Below are 22,032 nucleotides of genomic sequence, written 5' to 3' on the forward strand. Positions count from 1 at the left end.
CTGACGCGGTCCATGCCTTCTTCCTGTTTCTCCTTGGCGAACTCGACGATCAGGATGGCGTTCTTGCAGGCCAGTCCCACCAGTACGATCAAGCCGATCTGGGTAAAGATGTTGTTGTCGCCTCCCGCCAGGATTACCCCGGTAATGGCCGACAGCAGGGTCATCGGCACGATCAGGATCACCGCCAGCGGAAGGCTCCAGCTTTCGTACTGGGCGGCCAGCACCAGGAAGGCCAGCAGCACGCAGAGCGGGAAGATAAAGATCGCGCTGTTACCGGCGAGGATCTGCTGGTAGGTCAGGTCGGTCCACTCGAAGCTCATGCCGTTGGGCAGTTCTTCCTTGAGCAGTTTGGCGATCGCCGCTTCGGCCTGGCCAGAGCTGTAACCGGGGGCTGCCGCACCGTTGATTTCGGCGGTGAGGAAGCCGTTGTAATGCATCACCCGATCCGGGCCCGAGCTGGCGCTGACCTTGAGGAAGGCTGACAGCGGGACCATTTCGCCACGGTTGTTGCGCACCTTGAGCTGGCCGATCTGCTCCGGCTCCAGGCGGAACTGTTGCTCAGCCTGCACGTTGACCTGAGAGGTACGGCCAAAACGGGTGAAGTCGTTGGCGTACAGCGAGCCCAGGTAGATCTGCATGGTGTCGAAGATGTCGCTGATCGCCACGCCGTGGGTCTTGGCCTTTTCGCGGTCGATAGCAGCATCGATCTGCGGCACATTCACCTGGTAGCTGGTAAATACCGACATCGGGTCCAGTTCCGGCAGCGCGCGGGCCTTGGCGATGACGTTCTGGGTCTGTACATACAGCTCGTCATAGCCGAGGTTGCCACGGTCCTGCACCTGCAGGCGGAAGCCGCCGATGGTGCCCAGGCCTTGTACCGGTGGTGGCGGGAAGATCGCGATATAGGCGTCCTGAATACCCGCGAACTGGGCGTTCAGCTCGGCCGCGATAGCCGTGGCGCTCATCGATGGGTCGCTGCGCTCATCGAACGGCTTGAGCGGGGTGAAGACGATGCCGCTGTTCGGGCTGTTGGTGAAGCCGTTGATCGACAGGCCTGGGAAGGCCACGGTGTTTTCCACACCGGGGTGCTTACCGGCGATTTCCGACATCTTTTTGATCACGTCTTCGGTGCGATCCAGGGTGGCGGCGTCCGGCAGTTGGGCGAAGGCCACCAGGTACTGCTTGTCCTGCGGCGGCACGAAACCGCTCGGTGTCGTGGCAAAACCCAGGTAGGTCAGGCCCATCAGCCCGGCATAGACGAACAGGGCGATGCCGCTGCCGCGCAGCACGCGTTTTACGGTGCCGACATAGCCATGGCTGGCACGGTCGAATGCGCGGTTGAACGGTTTGAACAACCAGCCGCCGAACAGCCGGTCGAGCAGTTTGGAGAAGCGGTCTTTCGGCGCGTCATGGCTTTTCAGCAATATTGCGGCCAGGGCAGGGGACAGGGTCAGCGAGTTGATCGCCGAGATCACCGTGGAGATGGCAATGGTCAGGGCGAACTGTTGATAGAACTGCCCGCTCAGCCCGGAGATAAAGGCTGTAGGGATAAACACCGCACAGAGCACCAGGGCCGTGGCGACGATGGGCCCGGTCACTTCCTTCATCGCCTGCTTGGTGGCTTCCACCGGGGTCTTGCCCAGGCCGATATTACGCTCGACGTTTTCCACCACGACGATGGCGTCGTCCACCACGATACCGATGGCCAGCACCAGGCCGAACAGCGATAGCGCGTTGAGCGAGAAGCCGAACATGTGCATCACGGCGAAGGTGCCGATCAAGGACACCGGCACGGCGGCCAGCGGAATGATCGAGGCGCGCCAGGTTTGCAGGAACAGAATCACCACCAGCACCACCAGGATGATGGCTTCGAGCAGGGTGTGTACCACCGCCTCGATGGAGCCACGTACGAAGATGGTCGGGTCATAGACGATTTCGTAGTCCACCCCCTGCGGGAAGCTCTGCTTCAGCTCGGCCATGCGCTCACGCACCGCGTCGGAAATTTCGATGGCGTTGGAGCCGGGGCGCTGGAATACCGGGATGGCGACTGCGGGTTTGTTATTCAGCAAGGAACGCAGGGCGTATTGACTGGAGCCCAGTTCGATCCGTGCGATGTCTTTCAGGCGAGTGATTTCGCCGTTTTCACCGGCGCGGATGATGATGTTCTCGAACTCTTCCTCAGTGACCAGACGGCCCTGGGTGTTGATCGACAACTGAAAACTATTGCCAGCATCCGACGGCGGCGCACCGAGGGACCCGGCGGCGACCTGACGGTTCTGCTCGCGAATGGCGTTAACCACGTCGGCGGCAGTCAGGTTGCGCGAGGCGACCTTGTTTGGGTCGAGCCACACGCGCAGCGAATAGTTGCCCAGACCGAACAGCTGCACATCACCGATGCCATCCAGACGCGCCAGCTCATCCTTGATATTCAACGCGGCGTAGTTGGACAGATACAGCATGTCGTAACGGTCGTCCGGCGAGGTCAGGTGCACGACCATGGTCAGGTCGGGCGAGGCCTTGTCGACGGTCACACCGAGGCGCTGCACTTCAGTGGGCAGGGTCGGCATGGTGCGCGTGACGCGGTTCTGCACCTGCACCTGGGCTTTGTCCAGATCAGTGCCGAGGGCGAAGGTCAGGGTCAGGGTCATCTTGCCGTCGGCAGTACCCTGGGACGACATATAGAGCATGCCTTCCACACCGGTAATCGCCTGCTCCAGCGGCGAGGCGACGGTTTCGCCGATCACCTTGGGGTTGGCGCCGGGGAAGGTGGCGCGCACCACCACGGTGGGCGGCACCACTTCCGGGTATTCGCTGATCGGCAATTGGAACAGTGAGATGGCCCCGCTGATCAGGATCAGCAGCGAGAGCACGGCGGCGAAGATCGGCCGCTGAATAAAAAATTGCGAGAAATTCATCGTCGTCTACCTAATTAACCGCGTGGCGCAGTGTTGGCAGGGCTGTTTTTCGCAGCGACCCGGCGGCTGTTCTGGCGTTCGATGGCCTGACGTTGCTCGGTCAGCAGCGCCTGGGTCTTTTCATCGGCCATGGGCACGCTTTGCGGATCGACCGTGGACCCGGGGAAGGCGCGCTGCAGACCGTTGACCACGATCTTCTCGCCCTTGGCCAGGCCCTGGCGCACGATACGCAGGCCTTCCAGCTTCGGCCCCAGCTCGATGGCGCGGTACTGCACGGCGTTGTCCTTATCGAGCACCAGCACGTACTTCTTACCGAGGTCGGTGCCGACCGCTTCGTCCTTGATCAGCGCCGCGGCGTATTGGCCGCTGCCAACCAGCTTCAGGCGTGCGTAGAGGCCAGGGGTGAAGCGCCCATCGCGGTTGTCGAACACCGCACGGCCACGGATGGTGCCGGTCTGCGGGTTGACCTGGTTGTCGAGGAAATCCAGCGCGCCCAAGTGCGGGTGGCCATCTTCGCTGGACAGGCCCAGGTACACCGGGCTGGCATCGCGGGTCTGACCGCCGGCCTGACGCGCCAGCTCAACGTATTTGAGGAACACGCGCTCATCGGCATCGAAATAGGCGTAAACCTTGTCGGTGCTGACCAGGGTGGTCAGCAGGCTTTGTCCGGCATTGACCAGGTTGCCTTCAGTGATTTCCGCCCGGCTAACGCGGCCATCAATCGGCGCGGTAACCCGGGTAAAACTGAGGTTAAGGCGGGCGTTATCCAGCTCTGCCTGGATGCCGGCTACTGCTGCCTTGGCTTCCGCTGCGGCGCTGGCGCGGGCATCGGCCAGCTCGGCGGAGATGGCATTGCTCTGACGCAAGCGCTCGCCGCGATTGGCTTCACTCTGAGTCCGTGCCTGGCTGGCGCGGGCCTGTTGCAGCTGAGCTTCGAAGCGTTTGACTTCGGCCTGGAAGGGGCGCGGATCGATCTGGAACAGCAGGTCGCCTTTCTTCACCAGGCTGCCTTCATTGAAGGCTACGCGGTCGACGAAGCCGGATACCCGTGGGCGAATTTCCACCGACTCTGGCGCTTCCAGGCGGCCGGTAAATTCATCCCATTCATTGATTGGTTGTTCAATCACTTCGGCCACGCTGACTTTCGCCGCAGGCATCTGCTGGGCGCTTTCCGGTGCTTTGCCGCAGGCGCTCAGCACCAGTACAGCAGCCAGGGCGAGGGGGAAATGCCAGAGGTTTTTATTGGACTGTTCCATGTGTGCTTCCGCCAGAGGGTGTTATGAATGGGCGGAGTCTGCGGCGGCGGGTGCGATGGCGACGAATCGAACGGGGCGAAGATGAGTATCAGTCTTAGTGATGATTCGCTGGCTTGTATCGATAGTGCCGATTGTGAACAAAGCGTCAGGAGGAGGGGGTAGGTTGGGTTGAGACGCGTAGCGCCGAAGCCCAACGGGTTTATCCGAATAGGCTATTGGGCTAGCAGCAACCGACGGACAGGCTAAAGGCTGTCGGGGTCGCCGCAGAACATCTGGATGCGCGAACGCAGCCAGCGTTCCGCCGGGTCGTTGTCCTGGGCGCCACGCCAGGCCATGTGCAGCTCGAAGGTTTGCGACGGAAGCGGCAGCTCTTCGGCGCGCACGCCGCCTGCAGAGGTCAGGGCAGCAGCGGTGTAATCCGGCACGGTGGCAATAATATCGGTGCCGGAAAGTAGGGTGCCGAGGCCGTTGAACTGGGGCAGGGCGAGGACCACCCGACGCTTGCGGCCAATTTTCTCCAGTTCGGTATCGATAAAACCACCGAGGTCACCGGCAAAGGACACCAGCGCATGGGGCCGCGCGCAAAAGTCATCCAGGCTCAATGGCCCCGGCGCCGCATCGGCACGCAGCAGTTTCGGTTTGCTACGGCGTAGCACCTTGCGCTTGGCATTGGCCGGCAGTTCATCGGTGTAGGCGACGCCCACGGAAATCTCGCCAGAGGCCAGCAGCGACGGCATCAGTAGATAGTTGGTGCGGCGAATCACCAGCACCACGCCCGGCGCTTCAGCACGCAGGCGCTTGATCAGTGGCGGCAACAGGCCGAACTCGACGTCATCCGACAGGCCGATGCGAAACACCGCAGTGCTGGTGGCTGGATGAAAGTCAGCGGCGCGGCTGACGGCAGTGGAGATCGAATCCAGCGCCGGCGAGAGCAGGGCGGCGATCTCCATGGCCCGCGCGGTAGGCTCCATGCTGCGGCCGGTGCGCACGAACAGCGGGTCGTCAAACAGGCTGCGCAAACGGGCGAGGGCGGCGCTGATGGCCGGCTGACCGAGAAACAGTTTTTCCGCCGCACGGGTCACGCTGCGCTCATGCATCAGCGTTTCGAAGACGATCAGCAGGTTGAGATCGACGCGGCGAAGATCGTTACGGTTCATCCGGTGTCCATTCTGGAGTGGCTGCGGTTTTGCGCGCGACTCAGGCTAATGCCGAATGCTGTCGCCAGGCAATATGCACGGCTAAATGATGTGTTTGTGGCTCATCATCATCGACAAGCATGGTGAATATCAGCCCCGAGCGGTGGAATTGCTGGCAAAGCCCGGATAAAGTCCGTGGCCATAAGGGGTCGCCACAGCTGTATAGCGCAGAAATGCCAGACAGTGCCGCGACCTGAATGGGTCAACCGAAGAGGTTTGCGATGTCCCGCATAGTGCGTTTCCATGAGTTTGGTGAGGCTGATGTCCTCAAGATCGAAGAGCGCCAAGCGCCTGCGCCGGCCGCAGGTGAAGTGCTGGTCGGTGTTGAAGCTGTGGGCGTCAGTTGGTACGACGTGCTCTGGCGGCAGAACCTGGCCAATACCCCGACGCAATTACCGGCAGGCCTGGGCCACGAACTGGCCGGCGTGGTACTGGCAGTCGGCGATGGCGTTACCGATCTGGCCGTGGGCGACAAAGTGGCCAGCTTCCCGGGGCACAGTGCCAATCGTTATCCCAGTTACGCCGAACAGGTGGTATTGCCGCGCAGTTCTCTGGCGCGTTACCCGGACAATCTGACCGCGCAACAGGCCGCCGTGCACTATCTGCCTTCGATGGTCGGCTGGTTCGGCTTTAGCGAGCTGGCCCGTTTGCAACCCGGCGAAACCGTGCTGGTAACCGCCGCAAGCCGCTGCTGGGGCCCGTATATCGTGCAGATGGGCAAAGCCCTGGGCGCCACAGTAATTGCCGCTACGGCCTTTGCCGAAGACAGCGACTTTCTCAAGCAGCTGGGCGCCGACTACATCATCCTTACCGAAGAGCAGGACTTGGTTAGCCGCGTCAGCAAGCTGACCGATGGCCGTGGCGTCAATGTGGTGATGGATGCACTCGGCGGTCCGCAGATGTGCCTGCTGGGCGACGCCATCGCGCCGCGCGGTCGATTGATCCTGTTCGACCTGCAAGGCGGCAATGAAACGCCATTCCCAGCCTGCGCGGCGTTCCAGAAGAACATCCAGTTCTTCGTGCATTGCATCGGTAATTTCACCGGCAAGGAAGAGCTGAACATTCCACAAGACCAGGCTGCAGTAGCCAAGGCCGTGCAAGCCATCAACCAACTGACGGCAGATGGTTTGCTCAAGCCGCTGATCGACAAGGTGTTCAGCTTCGACGATGTAGTTGAAGCGCATCGCTATATGGAAACCTGCCCAAGCCGTGGCCGCGTGCTGCTGGATCTCGGCGCGCGTTAAACATAACTCACATTATGCGAAGCCCGAATTAGGGCGAGAGCAGTGAATCCTGAGTGATCTGGGTTCACCGCTCGCAATATGGAAGTTCGTATAATTTACAGGCGTTACGTTCACATCGGCTCTGGATACTGGCAACGCCTCCAGGGCCGATTTAATGTAACGGCCATTATGCGAACGCCCCTCGACATCCCGCCTCACTTGATCAAACAAGCACAGCTCTACGCGCCCTCCAGGGATGCCCTGGACGCTGTTTGCCATGTGCTTTCTGACTACCCTCGACTTGTCGCTGACGTTCGACAGATGCGTTCCAGGCTCGCCCAACTCGATGCCGAATCTTCGAGCATCGATGCTCTCGTTTCTGAGCTTCAGGGCGTCGCTCGCAAGATCTTGGATCTCTAGCGGTACCATATCGCTCAACCAGGTTGTTTTCCTGCAGGAGAAAATGGTACCAAAATGTCTTGACTGCCTCGGCCTTTTGGTACCATTATCAAGCCTGGGAACTTCACCAGGTGAACAGGAATGGTACCTATGCTTATCAAGTTTCAGGCTGACGACGAACTAGTTTCACGACTCAAGAAAGCTCTTGGTCAGAGCACTGGCAGCAAGGCCGTCGCCGAGGCTGCGACCACTTACCTTGACCAGCTGAATATGATCGCTCGGCTTGAGCGCGAGATAGGCACTCTTCGAGAGAGGTGCCGTGTTCAGCAGCAGGTCATAGACCGCGCTCGCGAATCTGCGTCTGCACTGCTTGACCATGTTGCCCAGGGCGACTTGCTTTCCTAGGTACCGTTTCCGCCATCGATCGCGCTCCAGGGCGCGGCCTTTAGGTACCATTTACCCCCTTCATTGATCAACCCGCTTTTCCGCATCGGCAGAGTCACGTCAGGTTCATTCGGTGGTGGGTCCCGGAGGTAAATCCCCTCAGGTACACACGCGACAGCAAATCGGCTCTTAGCGTGCCTCAGTGTTCGTCGTCATAGTCATTTGGGGTAGCGCTCTGCGCGAGGGGGAACCCCTGGCAAGCCGGCACGAATGTGCAGAGCGTTGCCGCAGTTGATTCCCTGGACGCGCAGCGGCCAGGGTCCACCATCTCTAATGGTGGACTCTTGTCTCATGGTGAGACTTTTTGGCTTTCGTGGTGGGGCTTTTCAAAGATCAAGCTTCAGCTCGCCTGACTCGCTTATTTCCACGTAACCGACTGATTTCTCTAGTAAAAAATGCGCTAGCTCGCTGTCCCTGATGGGCTGGCGGCCTTGCTTTATCAGTAACTTATTGATTTCTATGCATTTTTTACGCAACAGCTCTTGCTCTGCGTTGGTCAATCTAAGCGTTGCTGGCATCGAGCCATCACCTTTCATCGGTTATCTCCCAAAAAGTGTACGTGCATGCATGTTACTTGTGTTGACGCATGCATGTGGACGCGTATACATTCCCGGCCAATGTTACTTGCATGCATGCATGCAATTGGTCAGGGAAGTCAAAAATGCTCGACCGTCTTCACCTCTTCATTCCGTTCCGCGTGCCATGCGTTTCCCGCCTTGAGTCGGGTGATCCGCATTTCTACGTGGATTTGGAGAGCCTAGGCGTTCCGCTCCAGGGTCAGGTTAGTCGTGACGAAGACGGCCAATTGCAGGCTGATTACCTGCGTCACCCATGGGAATCGCTTTCTACTGGTTTTACGCCGATGGCGTTCAAGGTTTTCCATCAAACATTGGGTAAGCGCCTCGATCCTGGCGTTGAGCTGAAAGCCAGCCCTGCAAAGCTGCTCCAGGGTCATAACGTTTTTGGCCCTACCAGCATCCGTAGCGGGGCAGAGGTCATGCTCAAGTGGCTTGCCGGTAGCTATCCGAAGCTGTTCGCACTGCTCGATATCCGCGAAACAGTCGTTTACGGCATGGACTGCACCTACAGCAGCCGTCTAGACGATGAGCGCACCGCCTACCAAGTCATTGACGCCCTGACCAACGTCAGCAACGGCCAGACCAAAAGCCGTGGCGACAACTACTCCAGCTCCGCCTATTTCGGTTCAAAACAGACCCGCCTCAAGCGCCTAAAGGCATACCTCAAGCATCTGGAATATCAGAACCAGCTTGAGGAATTGAAGCGGGCAGGGCGGGGCGACTTCGGTGCCCGTCGAGCGCTCAAAGTCATGTCTGATCCGCGGTTGATCGAGTGGACCAAGTACCTGCTCCGTATGGAAGCCACCGTGCTTCACCGCTGGATGAGTCGCCGGAATATCCCAACGAAATTGATTGACCTGTGTGCGTATCAGGAAGAGCTGGAAAGTCAGGGGCGCTGCCTCATTCAAGAGTGCTGGAAGGAAGTGACAAAGGACCTATTCGCGGCCTTTGGAGGTGTGGAAATGAAAGTGATTAATGACGACAAAGTGTACGAAGCGCTGCTCGAAAAATTCACCAAGCCCGGCAAGGGCCGCATGACTAAAGAGCGCATGGAAGCCGGTGTGCTCAAGCCCTCGATCTATGTCGAAGGCAAGCCTTCCACGTCTCATGCCAAGTCTATTTTCCGCACCTACCTGAGCATCAAAGACTACGGCTGGGAGTACACGAAAGAGCTAGGCAAGGCGACTTTCTACCGCCACGTCGCTGACCTCTGCGAAGTCGGCCTTTCGAAGGCTGCACTGCAAAAACTCAACGAACACGACCGCAAGTCGAACGTCGTACCGCTGCTTCGTTTTGTGAACGTCGATTTCGGCGCACAGCGCCCTGACTGGTACGTCGAACCGTGTGTGGAGGCCGCATGAAACTTGAGTTCAAGAGCGGTCGCCCCATGCCGCTTTCACACGTTTTCAAGTGGTCTCTTTCTCAGATTGGCATCCTGATTTTCTTCATCGGCCCTTTCTGTTTTATCGGCTACTTCCTTATCAAAAACGCTTTTTAACCGGGCATCAGCCCACCACCTAGAGGCAACTGAAAATGGCAAATCCTGGAATCGTTCACGGCGTATTGGAAGGCATCAAAGAAACCCCTTACGGTGGTGTTGAGCTTTCCCTGCAAGTGCAAGGTGCCGACCGTAAAGGTCGTCCAACTACCAGCTACGTCGATGCTCGTATTGACAAGTTTGAGGTCGAAAAAGGCCTCCACAACGCCTTCCGCCCTTACCTGGGCAAAGAGGTTTTTGTTCCCTGCCTTTTCGGCTTTTACCAGAAAGAAAAGGGCGCCACTGCCTACGACCAAGTTGACGTTACCGGTGCTCCGCTTCGCCTCCAGGCTGCTGCGCCTGCACCCGCTGTTGCCTCTACTGGCCAGCCTTCTGTAGCCAAAACGGCTTAAGGGGAGGGCGCTGCCATGGTTACCGCCGAATTTCATCAAGAACGCCAGCGTCTGCTGTGCCTCATGAAGTCCGCCCCGGATCACTACGAGTTGGCATTTTCCAGCTCTGAACACGCTGGCTATCTGCGTGGCCTACGTGACTCCGGAGCCATCGGCGGCGCTGCCTACGAATTGCATCAAGCCGAAGCCGAGAAAGTTGCAGTCGTTGCTTTTGAACGCCTTGCCGCTCAACTCGATTCGGAGGCCGCTTAAATGTTTGTTTGCTCTGAACTAGTCAATGGTGCCTGCACTACTTGGGTAGAGCAGAGCGTTTTAATTCCGCCTCTTAGTTTTTCTGAGGGGCTGAGTCTCGGCTGGAGTGTTTTGGCGTGTTACGCGACAGCCTGGGGTTGCAACTTACTAATACGCTTTCTTTGGTCTCACATAGGTAATTGAAAATGGATACAACTGCAATCGAAGCCGGCATTACTGCACTCAAGGGCGACATCACCACTATTGGTGGCGCAATGTTCCTCGTTACCCTGGTGGTGGTTGCTTTTGCATACTTCCGCCGCTCGGCTCGTTAATTCGGCCTTGCAACACAAGAGGGGGCTTATGCTCCCTCTTTTCTTTTGGAGAGCATTATGGGTATCGAGTGGGAGTATTCAGGATGGTTAATTTTCTTAGTTATTGTCTCTTCGGGCTTCTTTCTTTTTCGGTCTTAACTGCTGAGGCCGCTAGGACAGTTATCGTTCAACCCGGCGAGCTACTCCCAACTTACGGCCCTGGTGTCGGCCCTGATGCTTTCATCGATTCGCGTGACTGGAATGCAACTATCAGCGATCAGAAGGGCACTCGCCATACCGTTCCTGTGGTTCGTGAAAAGAAATACTCATGGCCAAGTTTTCGCGGTGCTCTTAAAAACGCACTAAAGCTCAATCCAGGCCAGCTTCTTCTATCAGGCGCTGTAACCGGAGCAGTTGCCTCCGTTGGTTGGCTTATAGATGAAAACAGTCAAATAACCCGAGTTGATAACAGCCCTGTTTCCTACACACCAACAGGCTCTAACATTCATTGGCTTCACGAGGGCGTGAAGTATCCCTCAGCTATAAGTGCTTGCCAGGGTCTTGCTAGCCGATTTGCTGCAAGTACTTGGGGTGCTTCCATCAACTCTGTATCTATCCACAGTCATCGGCCATATACCGATGTAAAGTGTGCCGTAAACTACAGCCAAGGCAGTTATCAAGAGACTTTTTATCCTACAATTTCAGCTTCCGGCACTACCTGCCCAACCGGTCTTTCGTTGGCTTCTAATACTCTCGCCTGTGTAAGTTCACAGGCTCTACCAATTACCGACTCTGATATCGACTCTTTTATTTCCGGTATCTCTGATCCTTCTTTTGCAGCTTCTTCCGCACCCTTTATCAATGATTCCGTCCCCGGTTCGTTTGACTATCCAGACTCAGAGACTTTCGGCGGCCCAAATTCTATAGATTTGCCGGGGTCTATAACGACAACCACAAATCCAACTACCGGTGACACTACTGTCGTTGAGTCTTTGCCTTCAATTCAGCTTGAGTATGGTACTTCCCCGCTCTCTATTACTTCGACTCAAACCACAGTAACCAATACATATCAGAATGGAACTCAGACAAGCACATCAGTTAGCACTGAAACCAACACATCCGTAGAAACGCCTGTTGCTGAAATTCCGACAGATTGCGATTTTATGCCTACGGTCTGCTCTTTCATTGATTGGGTTAAGACTCCATTTAATGAGGAGGAGCCAGATTTATCAGAATTCATATCTGATGAAGATTTTGAGCGGGAAATAAACTTTTCTTCTAATGCCTCTTGCCCTGGGCCGTCCATGATCGCAACCAGTCGCGGCACTTATGAATTTTCATGGGAGCCCGCTTGCCAATGGGCTGGATTGGTTAAACCCCTGGTCATCATTGCTGCTCTTATTGCTGCGATTTTTATCAATCTTGGAATGGCCCGAGGTAATGAATAATGCCAGCTATCCTTGTCACTATCGGCATCTACATAATTTCCAGTGTCATCGCTAAAGTATTCGTTGCCTTGGGCATAGGTCTTTTGAGTTATTACGGCCTTTATGAACTTGTTCAGCAGTTGCTCGGTCAAGTTCAAGGGCTAATTTCGAGCCTGCCACCTCAGGTTTTCCAGATTATCAGCCTTGGTGGAATTCCTCAGGCTATGTCAATCATTGGCAGTGCCGTTTTAACTCGCGCTGCTATTAAATCCGTCGAAGTGTTTTTCGGTGTTCGCTCATGATTACGATAATTACCGCCGTCCCTGGTAGCGGCAAAACGCTTTATTGCATCGGCCTTATCGTCAAGGCGATTGAGCAGGGTAGGCCCGTTTATTCAAATATCGACGGCTTGCAAGTTCCCAAGTGTCATCCGGCTCCAGATGATTGGCGCGACACTCCAGAAGGCTCCCTGGTCATCTACGATGAAGCCCAGCAGCCTCATTTGTATCCATCGACCGCCCATCGTGGCGAAGTTAAAGATGATCGTTTGCGGCAGATGGAAGTCCATCGCCATACTGGTCACGACCTTATTTTTGTTAGCCAATCTCAAAGCTTTCTCCATCACCACATAAGAAAGCTCGCCGGTGAGCACATCCATTTTTACCGGGCGTTCGGTTCCAAAACCGTCACCAAGTACACCTGGCAGCATTGCGTTGATTCTCCTAATGATCGTGCTGAACAGGCGAGGGCAGATGCCTTTCCTTGGAAGTTTCCGAAGGAACATTACGGCCTGTATAAGTCCGCCACTATCCACACCCACAAGTTCAAATTGCCCAAGAAGCTCGCCGCCCTGGTTGCTTTTATTTTCGTCGTTGCTGGTCTTACGGCTTACAACGCCGCCACTAGCAAAGACAGCTATCTTTTTGCTTCTGGTGAGCAGGCATCAGATGAGCCGCCTGTCGAATCATCGCCGTTCAAAGCAGCCGCATCGGCGCTGGGTGGTGTCGGCTCCGCCGCCACCACCAGCCCGATCCGGCCAGCGTCCACGGCCATTTACGACTGGGCCGACACTGAGCCTGTAACGCCCATTGCTGGTTGCATCAGCTCTAAGACTAAGTGCCAGTGTTTTAACGAGGCAGGTGCAGCCCTCAAGCTCTCGCATGCCATGTGCCTTTCTGCAATCATCAACCCCTTGCCTAGGTCGATTATTGTCGGAACACGTGGAGGCTCGAAAAATGGGAATGCTGGACAGGGATTGGTACAAGGAACACCACCGGCAACAGCAGCAACAAACGCACAGCAACCGCAGCCGGCAAACGTTCTCTAGGCCTGCCGTGATCATTCGTTCGAGGTTTGCCCCTGGCTTCGCCCTGGGGCTGTTGGTTGGCGCGATAGTGATAACGACTTACTTCGTTTTAATGCCTGATGCTTTCAGGGCGCTCTATATTCGATTTTGGGCGTTTTTCGGCTAAACCCACTGCGTGATACCAGATCGCGCAGATCGCAAAGCACAGCGCCTTTCTGGCGCCTTCCTGACTAGAGGCTTCGCATAATGTATATTATGTTAAATCACCTATATGGAGCTGGCGGCTGACAACAGGATTCAATCCCCGCTGCAGCCTCCGCCCACTTCTGCTCAGTCACGATCCAGCAAATGAAAACTGGGCAACGCCACATGCCAGCGAATAGCGGCCAGACGAATCAGCAACACGGTGAGCATGGCCACGCCTGTATCCAGCCAATGTGGCGTGTCCAGCGCGCGCATGCCGATAAACACCACTGCGCCGGCTATGCAGGCGGTGGCGTAAATTTCCTTCTGGAAGATCAGCGGGATCTCGTTGCAGATCACATCGCGCATCACGCCGCCGGCAACTCCGGTCATCACGCCCATGATTACCGCCGTGCTGTGCGGCACGTTGTGTTGCATGGCGACCTCGGTGCCGATCACGGTAAACACGGCTAGGCCGAAGGCATCCGCCAATAGCAGGCCTTTCTCATGAATTGGCTGGGTCAGCCGCACCCAGATCACCGTGCCGACTGCCGCCAGCGAGGCCACGACGATATACAGATCGTTGCGAATCCAGCTGACCGGATGGTTGTCCAGAATCACGTCACGCAGCGTGCCGCCGCCCAATGCGGTGACGATGGCAATTACCAGCACGCCGAACAGGTCCATGGACTTGCGCCCGGCCATCAGCGCGCCCGTGATGGCGAATACCGCGACGCCGAACAGGTCGGCCAGATAGAACAGTTGCGCCATGCTGACCTCAGGACGACACAGGAGTACGCATGGTGACGAACTCTTCGGCGGCCGTTGGGTGCACACCGATGGTTTCATCGAATAGTTGCTTGGTCGCGCCGGCTTTAAGCGCCACGGCCAATCCCTGCACGATTTCTCCAGCGTCCGGGCCGACCATATGGCAACCCAGCACGCGGTCTGTGGCAGCGTCCACCACCAGTTTCATCAGGGTGCGTTCCTGGCTTTCGGTCATGGTCAGTTTCATCGGCCGGAAGCGGCTTTCGAATATCTGAACGTTGTAGCCCTCCTCCTTCGCCTGCTCTTCACTGAGCCCGACCGTGCCGATATTCGGCAGGCTGAACACTGCCGTCGGGATCATCCGATAGTCGACTTTGCGGTATTGCTCTGGCTTGAACAGGCGCCTGGCCACGGCCATGCCTTCAGCCAGCGCAACGGGCGTCAGCTGCACGCGGCCGATCACATCACCAATCGCTAGGATTGACGGCGTGCTGGTCTGATACTGCTCATCGACTTTGATAAAGCCACGCTCATCAAGCTGTACGTGGGTGTTTTCCAGGCCCAGGTTATCCAACATCGGCCGGCGCCCGGTGGCGTAGAAGATACAGTCGGCCGCAAGCATGCGACCATCCTTGAGGGTAGCTAGCAGGCTGCCATCGGCCTGTTTGTCGATGCGGGCGATATCGCTGTTGAATTGCAAATCCACGCCGCGCTTGCTCAATTCTTCCCGCAGGTGTCGGCGCACCGCGCCATCAAAGCCGCGTAGGAACAGCTCGCCGCGGTACAGCAGCGAGGTCTTTGCCCCCATACCGTTAAAGATTGAGGCGAATTCCACGGCGATATAACCGCCACCCACCACGAGCACCCGCTTGGGCAGCTGCTCAAGGAAGAAGACTTCGTTCGAGCCGATGGCATGTTCATGCCCGGGAATTTCAGGAATCTGCGGCCAGCCGCCAGTGGCGATCAGGATGTGCTTGGCACTGTAGCGTTTACCGCCCAGCTCAACGCTGTGTTCGTCAACAATCCGCGCGTGGCCTTCCAGCAAGGTCACCCCGCTGCCCACCAGCAGGTTGCGGTAGATGCCGTTGAGTCGCTCGATTTCACGATTCTTGTTGCTGATCAGGGTCGACCAATCGAAGCTGGCCTCGCCCAGCGACCAGCCGAAGCCCTGCGCCTGCTCGAAGTCGTCGGCGAAGTGCGCGCCGTAGACCAGCAGCTTCTTCGGTACGCAACCCACGTTGACGCAGGTGCCGCCGAGGTAGCGGCTTTCGGCAACCGCCACACGGGCACCGTAACCAGCGGCAAAGCGCGCAGCCCGAACACCGCCGGAACCGGCGCCGATCACAAACAGGTCGAAGTCGTAGGTCATTTCAGCCTCCAGAACAGGCCGCCAGCATACCCCAAGGCGCGCCAGTGCCTAAACTTGAAGCATGCGGAACAGGAGAACAATGATGCGCCCTACCCTTACTCATCTGGCCTTGCACGTACCTGACTTGGCTGCGTGTGTAGCCTTTTATGAGCAGTTCTGTGCGATGCGGGTGATTCACCAGCGCGCCGGCAAAGGTTCAAAGATTGTCTGGATGGCCGAGCCCGGCAAGGAACACAGCTTTATCTTCGTGATCATGCCCGGCGGGCAGGATCGTCAACTGGCTGCGGATGACTACAGCCACTTTGGCTTTGCTCTGGAGAGTCGCGAGCAGGTCGATAGCCTTGCCGCGCGAGCAAGGATTGCCGGCTGCCTGGTCTGGGAGCCGCGTGATGAGCCCTACCCCGTTGGCTACTACTGCGGCCTGCGTGACCCGGCAGGCAACTATGTGGAGTTCAGCTACGGTCAGCCATTAGGACCTGGCGCCGAGCATATGCCGTTGCCCTGAATGCACACAGCCACCCGAAGGTGGCTGTGTGTTGCCGCGCTAGAAGCCGAATCAATAGGCCTTGCCGGTTTTGTAGAGGTTCTCGAAGCAGAAGTTGGTGGCCTCGATATAGCCTTCAGCACCGCCGCAATCGAAGCGCTTGCCCTTGAACTTATAGGCCATCACGCAGCCGTTCTGTGCCTGCTTCATCAGTGCGTCGGTGATCTGGATTTCTCCGCCCTTGCCAGGTTCTGTCTGCTCGATCAGTTCGAAGATATCCGGGGTGAGGATATAGCGACCGATAATCGCCAGGTTCGACGGCGCATCTTCCGGACGTGGCTTCTCGACCATGCTGTTGACCCGGTAGATGTCGTCACGAATCATCTCGCCGGAGATCACGCCATATTTGTGGGTCTCTTCTGGCGGCACTTCCTGGATGGCCACAATCGAGCAGCGGAACTGGTTGTACAGCTTGACCATCTGCGTCAGTACCGCATCGCCGTCCAGGTTCAGGCACAGGTCATCGGCCAGCACTACGGCGAATGGCTCATCACCAATCAGCGGGCGGCCACAGAGAATGGCGTGGCCCAGGCCTTTCATCTCCACCTGACGGGTGTAGGAAAAGGTGCACTCGTCGATCAGACGGCGGATGCCAACCAGGTATTTTTCCTTGTCAGTGTCGCGGATCTGGTGCTCAAGCTCGTAGCTGATGTCGAAGTGATCTTCCAGCGCGCGTTTGCCGCGGCCAGTGATCATGGCAATTTCCGTCAACCCGGCTTCCAGCGCCTCTTCGACGCCGTATTGGATCAGCGGCTTGTTCACAATCGGCAGCATTTCCTTGGGCATAGCCTTGGTGGCTGGCAGAAAACGGGTGCCGTAACCGGCTGCTGGGAACAAGCATTTCTTGATCATAGGAGACCTTGGGAAGATAGGGGTGAAAATCGCGTGCGCAGTTTATCAGGCTGCACTGGCCTTACAATGCCCCTGCGCGGGGCGACCAATGCCTCGGTAGAGAAAACCCAGCTCAGCCAACTGCGCGGCATCGTAGATATTACGCCCGTCAAACAGCACAGGCATGCGCATCAAGCCACGAATGCGCGCGAAGTCGGGCTGGCGGAATTGCTTCCATTCAGTGACCAACACCAACGCATCCGCGCCTTCAACAACACTATACGGCGACGTGCTTAAGCGCAGCTGGCCGCTGCTGATCGCCTGGCCATAGCGCTCTGCCAGAGCCGTTGTGGCAACAGGGTCGCACGCCTGAACGCTGACGCCAGCTGCCAACAAGGCATCCAGTAGAACCAGGCTGGGCGCTTCACGCAGGTCATCGGTGCCTGGTTTGAAAGCCAAGCCCCACAGCGCCACCACTCGCCCTTGCCAATAGCCGGAAAAATGCTCACGCAGCGCCTGGAACAACAGGGTTTTCTGCAATGCGTTACGGGCTTCGACTGCGCGCAGGATGCCGGGTTCAATGCCCTCCTGCTCTGCGCAGCGAATCAGCGCCCGTACATCCTTGGGGAAGCATGAGCCGCCATAGCCGCAACCGGCGTAGATAAAGTGAGTGCCAATGCGCTTGTCGCTGCCGATGCCGCGGCGTACATCTTCGATATCAACATCCAGGCGCGCACATAGACTGGCCATTTCGTTGATAAAGGAAATCTTGGTGGCCAGAAAGGCGTTGGCGGCATATTTGCTGAACTCTGCCGCGCGCAGGCCCATGCATAACAAGCGCTCGTGATTGCGCAGAAACGGCGCATACAGGCGGCGTAAAAGCTCATGGCCACGGGGTTCATCGCAACCGACAATCACCCGATCAGGGCGCATAAAGTCGTCAATCGCCGAACCTTCCTTGAGAAATTCCGGGTTGCTCGCCAGCGTCACCGCAAAGCGCTTGCCGCGTTTGCTCAAGCGACTGTTGATGAGCTGGGCAACACGCCCGGCTGTGCCCACCGGCACCGTGGATTTATTCACCACCACGCAGCTCTGCTCAAGCTGATCGCCCAGCTCGTCGGCCACAGCCAGGACATGCGACAAGTCCGCTGAGCCGTCCTCCCCGCTCGGCGTGCCGACGGCGATAAAAATGATCTCGGCCTGCTTGATGCCTTCATGCAGGTGCTGGCTGAAACTCAGCTGACCGCTGCTCAAATGCGTTTGCAGCATGGCCTCCAGCCCAGGCTCGTAAATCGGTGACTGGCCACGGGCAAGCCGTGCCACACGCTGCGCATCGCGCTCAATGCAGATCACCCGATTGCCCATCTCGGCAAAACAGGCCGCTGATACCAGCCCTACATAGCCTGCGCCAATCACACAAATCCGCATCGCCTGCACTCCTCACTGAGTTACCGCGATTGCAGCTAAAGCAGATGGCAGGCGTATGACATGCGCAAGACGCTCGGATGACAGCGCTAGATGTACAAATTCCGGGCACAAAAAAACCGGCTACGAAAGCCGGTTTTAGTGGATTTCAGGTTCGCGGGCGAACATCTGAAATCATGTACATGGTGCCCGAAGCCGGGGTCGAACCGGCACGAGGTTACCCTCGAGGGATTTTAAGTCCCTTGCGTCTACCGATTTCGCCATTCGGGCGGTAGCGCTGCGTTGCGAGGCTTGGACTATATACAGCCCTTGGATGCCTCGCAAGGTTTCAAGCTTAAATGAAAAAGCCTCGTAAATCAGTGATCTACGAGGCTTTTCTAATTGGAGGCTGAGGTCGGAATCGAACCGGCGTTCACGGATTTGCAATCCGGTGCATAACCACTCTGCTACTCAGCCTTGAAACTAAACGGACCGTGTAAAACGGCCCGTTGAAAATGGAGCGGGAAACGAGACTCGAACTCGCGACCCCGACCTTGGCAAGGTCGTGCTCTACCAACTGAGCTATTCCCGCGTGTCGTGCTGACGGCCGCCATTCTATAGCTTCAGAACGGCCCGTCAACCCCTTGATTCAAAAAAGCTTATTTCTTTTCCGAGGTGAGTCGCAGGTGTGGCCATGCGGCTAGCAGGTACTGCGCCATGGACCACAGGGTGAGTACCGCCGCAATGATCAACAGCGCATAACCAAACACAACCCAAGCGGTAAAAATCGGCGGATTTGCCAGCAAAATCACCAGGGCGACCATCTGCGCGGCGGTTTTCCACTTAGCCAATTTTGACACGGCAACATGCGCGCGGGCGCCCAGCTCTGCCATCCATTCACGCAGCGCCGACACCACGATTTCGCGACCGATGATGATCGCCGCAGACAGGGTCAGCCAGAGATTGGCGTGTTCAGCCACCAGCAATACCAGGGCAACCGCCACCATCAGCTTGTCGGCAACCGGGTCGAGGAAAGCCCCGAAAGGCGTGCTTTGCTCCCAGCGGCGGGCCAGGTAACCATCCAGCCAGTCGGTGGCAGCTGCGACTGAAAACACCGCGCTAGCGGCCCAATAGCTCCAACTGAAGGGAAGGTAGAACAGCAGAATAAACACCGGAATCAGCAATACGCGGAGCACGGTCAGCAGGTTGGGGATATTCATCGACACAACTTGGCGGTAAAGAGAGTCGGCATTCTACTCACTGTGCAGGGCCGCATAAATCAACTCGGCGAGTTTTTTACTGATCCCGGGTGCTTTGGCGATTTCTTCGATGCTCGCGCGGGACAGTTCTTGCAGCCCACCGAAGTGGTTGAGCAGCTCGCGCCGGCGCTTGGGCCCGACGCCGGCAACCTCCTCCAGGGTCGAGGTACGGCGGGTTTTGCCACGGCGGGCGCGGTGGCCGGTAATAGCAAAACGGTGCGACTCATCGCGGATCTGCTGAATCAGATGCAGGGCTGGTGAATTACCCGGCAGGGTGAATTCATGAGCGGCGTCATTCAGGTACAGGGTTTCCAAGCCCGGCTTGCGGGTTGTGCCCTTAGCCACGCCAAGCAGAATCAGGTCAGGCACTGAAAGTTCTTCGAGCACTTCACGGGCCATGGCCAGCTGGCCTTTACCACCATCGACCAGAAGGATGTCCGGCAGCTTGCCTTCGCCATCCTTGATCTTGCTGAAGCGTCGGGTCAGCGCCTGGTGCATGGCCGCGTAATCGTCGCCAGGCGTAACGCCTTCGATGTTGTAGCGGCGGTAATCAGACTTGAGCGGGCCTTCGGGGCCAAACACCACGCAGGAGGCGACCGTAGCCTCACCACTGGAGTGGCTGATGTCGAAGCACTCCAGGCGCTGCGGCACTTCATCCATATCCAGCGCCAGTGCCAAGGCATCAAAACGTGCGGCAACGTGCTGCCGGTTAGCCAGACGCGCAGCCAGGGCCTGCTCGGCATTGGTCACGGCCAGCTGTTGCCAGCGCGCCCGGGTGCCGCGCACGCGGTAGCTGATGCTCAGCTCACGGCCGCGCAGCTCATCAATGGCGGCGATCAGCGTGGGGAAGTCTTCGTGTTGCGCATTGACGATCAGCTCGCTCGGCAGGTCGCGCTCCTGACTACTCAGGTAATACTGCGCGAGGAAGGCCAGCAATACGCCGCTGCCCTCCTCCTCAATCGCCACCTGCGGGAAGAAGTTCTTGCTGCCGAGCACTCGACCGCCACGCACGCTGATCAAATGCACGCAGGCGCCGCCTGGGTTGACCATGGCGGCGACCACATCCACATCACCGGTGCCGCCTTCCATGCTCTGCTGATCCTGTACCCGGCGCAGCAGCGATATCTGGTCGCGCAACCCGGCCGCCCGCTCGAAGTCGAGGGCCATTGCGGCAGCCTGCATACCGCTGGACAGCTCATCGGTCAGGGCATTGCTGCGCCCCTCAAGAAACATCACCGAGTGGCGTACGTCATCGGCATATTCGGCGGGCTCTACCAGGCCGACACAGGGGCCTTTGCAGCGTTTGATCTGGTACTGCAGGCAGGGGCGCGTGCGGTTTTTGTAGAAACTGTCCTCGCACTGGCGCACCAGAAAAGTCTTCTGCAGCAAGTTGAGGCTTTCGCGGATGGCACCGGCGCTGGGATACGGGCCGAAGTACCGGCCCTTCTGCTTTTTCGCCCCACGGTGAATGCTCAGGCGCGGGAAGTCACCGTCGGAAAGAAACACGTAGGGATAGGACTTATCGTCGCGCAGCAGGATGTTGTACGGCGGCCGCCATTCCTTGATCAGCGTCTGTTCAAGCAGCAGGGCTTCGGTTTCGTTGGCGGTAATGGTGGTTTCGATCTGCGCAATGCGGCCCACCAGGGCGGCGGTCTTCGGCGCCAAGCCGCTCTGGCGAAAGTAACTGGCCAGGCGTTTTTTCAGGTTTTTGGCTTTGCCGACGTAGAGCAGTTTGGCGTCCACATCGAACATGCGGTACACGCCAGGGCGACCGCTGCAGGTGGAGAGAAACGCGCTGGAATCGAAGGCGGCGCGGCTGTCGTCAGCTGCTGGCATCAATCATGCCGTGGCGCACGGCCAGCAGGGCCAGCTCGACATCGCTGGTGATCGACAGCTTTTCGAAGATGCGATAGCGGTAGGTGTTCACGGTTTTCGGCGACAGGCAGAGCTTATCGGATATGGCCTGAACCTTCTGGCAACCAGCAATCATCAGCGCGATCTGGATTTCACGCTCGGACAATAGGTCGAAAGGCGAATTGCTGCTCTGCGGCTGGAACGACTTGAGGGCCAGCTGCTGGGCGATCTGCGGGCTGATATAGCGCTGGCCGCTGAACACCATGCGAATCGCCTGAACCATCTCTTCCAACGCGGCACCCTTGGTCAGGTAGCCGGCGGCACCCGCCTGTAGCAAGCGCGTGGGGAACGGATCTTCTTCGCAAACGGTAACCGCGACGACTTTAAGGTCGGGATGGCTGCGAATCAGTTTGCGCGTGGCTTCGAGGCCGCCGATACCCGGCATCTTGATGTCCATCAGAACAACGTCGGGCTTCAGCTCGCGGGCTTTCTTCAGGGATTCTTCGCCGGACTCGGCTTGACCCACTACATGCAAGCCGTCGATATCAGCCAGCATACGGGTGATGCCGGTACGTACCAGGTCGTGGTCATCAACAACTAGCACCCTGATCAAGCGACACCCCGTTTGCATCAGTCGCTAA

Annotated in this window: 21 protein-coding genes and 3 tRNA genes; 9 read left to right on the forward strand and 15 right to left on the reverse strand. The window is 57.6% G+C overall.

Going from position 1 to position 22,032, the window contains the following annotated elements; translation table 11 throughout:
- From Q8O69_RS08685 to Q8O69_RS08695, 3 genes are all read right to left on the reverse strand, one after another.
- A partial coding sequence (locus tag Q8O69_RS08685) for a multidrug efflux RND transporter permease subunit (RefSeq protein ID WP_305591300.1) occupies positions 1-2,915 on the reverse strand: 2,915 nt, incomplete at its 3' end.
- Positions 2,916-2,929: 14 nt separating this feature from the next.
- The gene (gene mexE / locus Q8O69_RS08690) at positions 2,930-4,171 is read right to left on the reverse strand and encodes a multidrug efflux RND transporter periplasmic adaptor subunit MexE (protein WP_305591302.1); all 1,242 of its coding nucleotides are present in this window, start codon (positions 4,169-4,171) and stop codon (positions 2,930-2,932) included.
- A 242-nt stretch (positions 4,172-4,413) separates the two neighbouring features.
- A complete protein-coding gene (locus Q8O69_RS08695) occupies positions 4,414-5,328 on the reverse strand; it encodes a LysR family transcriptional regulator (protein ID WP_305591304.1) in 915 nt (304 codons plus the stop codon).
- 260 nt (positions 5,329-5,588) lie between these two features.
- Here Q8O69_RS08695 and Q8O69_RS08700 point away from each other — a divergent pair, with 260 nt between their 5' ends.
- Complete coding sequence (locus Q8O69_RS08700) at positions 5,589-6,611, forward strand: zinc-dependent alcohol dehydrogenase family protein (RefSeq protein WP_305591306.1); 1,023 nt, start codon at positions 5,589-5,591, stop codon at positions 6,609-6,611.
- Between the two features lie 564 nt (positions 6,612-7,175).
- Here Q8O69_RS08700 and Q8O69_RS08705 read toward each other — a convergent pair.
- A complete protein-coding gene (locus Q8O69_RS08705; protein WP_305591308.1) occupies positions 7,176-7,445 on the reverse strand; it encodes a hypothetical protein in 270 nt (89 codons plus the stop codon).
- A gap of 314 nt (positions 7,446-7,759) precedes the next feature.
- Positions 7,760-7,969, reverse strand: coding sequence for a hypothetical protein (locus Q8O69_RS08710; RefSeq protein WP_305591309.1), 210 nt, complete (start codon positions 7,967-7,969; stop codon positions 7,760-7,762).
- Positions 7,970-8,094: 125 nt separating this feature from the next.
- Between Q8O69_RS08710 and Q8O69_RS08715 the strand changes: the two genes are divergently transcribed.
- The 7 genes from Q8O69_RS08715 (at position 8,095) to Q8O69_RS08745 (ending at position 13,200) form a co-directional block, all read left to right on the forward strand.
- Positions 8,095-9,372, forward strand: a complete 1,278-nt coding sequence (locus Q8O69_RS08715) for a phage/plasmid replication protein, II/X family (protein ID WP_305591311.1) — start codon at positions 8,095-8,097, stop codon at positions 9,370-9,372.
- A 172-nt stretch (positions 9,373-9,544) separates the two neighbouring features.
- Positions 9,545-9,901, forward strand: a complete 357-nt coding sequence (locus Q8O69_RS08720) for a hypothetical protein (protein ID WP_305591313.1) — start codon at positions 9,545-9,547, stop codon at positions 9,899-9,901.
- A gap of 15 nt (positions 9,902-9,916) precedes the next feature.
- Positions 9,917-10,153, forward strand: a complete 237-nt coding sequence (locus Q8O69_RS08725) for a hypothetical protein (protein WP_305591315.1) — start codon at positions 9,917-9,919, stop codon at positions 10,151-10,153.
- A gap of 185 nt (positions 10,154-10,338) precedes the next feature.
- Complete coding sequence (locus tag Q8O69_RS08730) at positions 10,339-10,467, forward strand: major capsid protein (protein WP_305591317.1); 129 nt, start codon at positions 10,339-10,341, stop codon at positions 10,465-10,467.
- Between the two features lie 83 nt (positions 10,468-10,550).
- Positions 10,551-11,894, forward strand: a complete 1,344-nt coding sequence (locus tag Q8O69_RS08735; RefSeq protein WP_305591319.1) for a virulence factor TspB C-terminal domain-related protein — start codon at positions 10,551-10,553, stop codon at positions 11,892-11,894.
- Positions 11,894-12,175: a DUF2523 domain-containing protein gene (locus tag Q8O69_RS08740; RefSeq protein WP_305591321.1), complete on the forward strand. Its 282-nt coding sequence runs from the start codon at positions 11,894-11,896 to the stop codon at positions 12,173-12,175. The genes Q8O69_RS08735 and Q8O69_RS08740 overlap by 1 nt, the downstream gene beginning before the upstream one ends.
- Positions 12,172-13,200: a zonular occludens toxin domain-containing protein gene (locus Q8O69_RS08745; RefSeq protein ID WP_305591323.1), complete on the forward strand. Its 1,029-nt coding sequence runs from the start codon at positions 12,172-12,174 to the stop codon at positions 13,198-13,200. Before Q8O69_RS08740 ends, Q8O69_RS08745 begins: the two co-directional genes overlap by 4 nt.
- A gap of 309 nt (positions 13,201-13,509) precedes the next feature.
- On the opposite strand, the gene Q8O69_RS08750 is transcribed toward Q8O69_RS08745, so the two are convergent.
- Together Q8O69_RS08750 and gorA are read right to left on the reverse strand one after the other, a co-directional pair.
- On the reverse strand, positions 13,510-14,133 hold the full coding sequence (locus Q8O69_RS08750; protein ID WP_305591325.1) for a trimeric intracellular cation channel family protein: 624 nt from the start codon (positions 14,131-14,133) through the stop codon (positions 13,510-13,512).
- A gap of 7 nt (positions 14,134-14,140) precedes the next feature.
- Positions 14,141-15,499 (reverse strand): glutathione-disulfide reductase, encoded by a 1,359-nt coding sequence (gene gorA / locus Q8O69_RS08755; protein WP_305591327.1) that lies wholly within the window; start codon positions 15,497-15,499, stop codon positions 14,141-14,143.
- Positions 15,500-15,581: 82 nt separating this feature from the next.
- Between gorA and Q8O69_RS08760 the strand changes: the two genes are divergently transcribed.
- Positions 15,582-16,004 (forward strand): VOC family protein, encoded by a 423-nt coding sequence (locus Q8O69_RS08760; RefSeq protein WP_305591329.1) that lies wholly within the window; start codon positions 15,582-15,584, stop codon positions 16,002-16,004.
- Positions 16,005-16,055: 51 nt separating this feature from the next.
- On the opposite strand, the gene galU is transcribed toward Q8O69_RS08760, so the two are convergent.
- From galU to uvrY, 8 genes are all read right to left on the reverse strand, one after another.
- On the reverse strand, positions 16,056-16,895 hold the full coding sequence (gene galU / locus Q8O69_RS08765; RefSeq protein ID WP_275962980.1) for a UTP--glucose-1-phosphate uridylyltransferase GalU: 840 nt from the start codon (positions 16,893-16,895) through the stop codon (positions 16,056-16,058).
- Positions 16,896-16,940: 45 nt separating this feature from the next.
- The gene (locus tag Q8O69_RS08770) at positions 16,941-18,302 is read right to left on the reverse strand and encodes a UDP-glucose/GDP-mannose dehydrogenase family protein (protein ID WP_305591332.1); all 1,362 of its coding nucleotides are present in this window, start codon (positions 18,300-18,302) and stop codon (positions 16,941-16,943) included.
- Between the two features lie 180 nt (positions 18,303-18,482).
- Positions 18,483-18,569 (reverse strand) — tRNA-Leu (locus Q8O69_RS08775).
- Between the two features lie 112 nt (positions 18,570-18,681).
- Positions 18,682-18,755 (reverse strand) — tRNA-Cys (locus Q8O69_RS08780).
- 39 nt (positions 18,756-18,794) lie between these two features.
- Positions 18,795-18,870: transfer RNA gene (locus Q8O69_RS08785), tRNA-Gly, on the reverse strand.
- Positions 18,871-18,937: 67 nt separating this feature from the next.
- On the reverse strand, positions 18,938-19,498 hold the full coding sequence (gene pgsA / locus Q8O69_RS08790) for a CDP-diacylglycerol--glycerol-3-phosphate 3-phosphatidyltransferase (RefSeq protein WP_305591334.1): 561 nt from the start codon (positions 19,496-19,498) through the stop codon (positions 18,938-18,940).
- A gap of 33 nt (positions 19,499-19,531) precedes the next feature.
- On the reverse strand, positions 19,532-21,373 hold the full coding sequence (uvrC, locus tag Q8O69_RS08795) for an excinuclease ABC subunit UvrC (protein ID WP_304866866.1): 1,842 nt from the start codon (positions 21,371-21,373) through the stop codon (positions 19,532-19,534).
- Positions 21,360-22,004, reverse strand: coding sequence for a UvrY/SirA/GacA family response regulator transcription factor (uvrY, locus tag Q8O69_RS08800; RefSeq protein WP_160014285.1), 645 nt, complete (start codon positions 22,002-22,004; stop codon positions 21,360-21,362). The genes uvrC and uvrY overlap by 14 nt, the downstream gene beginning before the upstream one ends.
- Between the last annotated feature and the right edge of the window lie 28 nt (positions 22,005-22,032).

It is taken from the genome of Pseudomonas sp., from assembly GCF_030690725.1.
Classification (GTDB): Bacteria; Pseudomonadota; Gammaproteobacteria; order Pseudomonadales; family Pseudomonadaceae; genus Aquipseudomonas.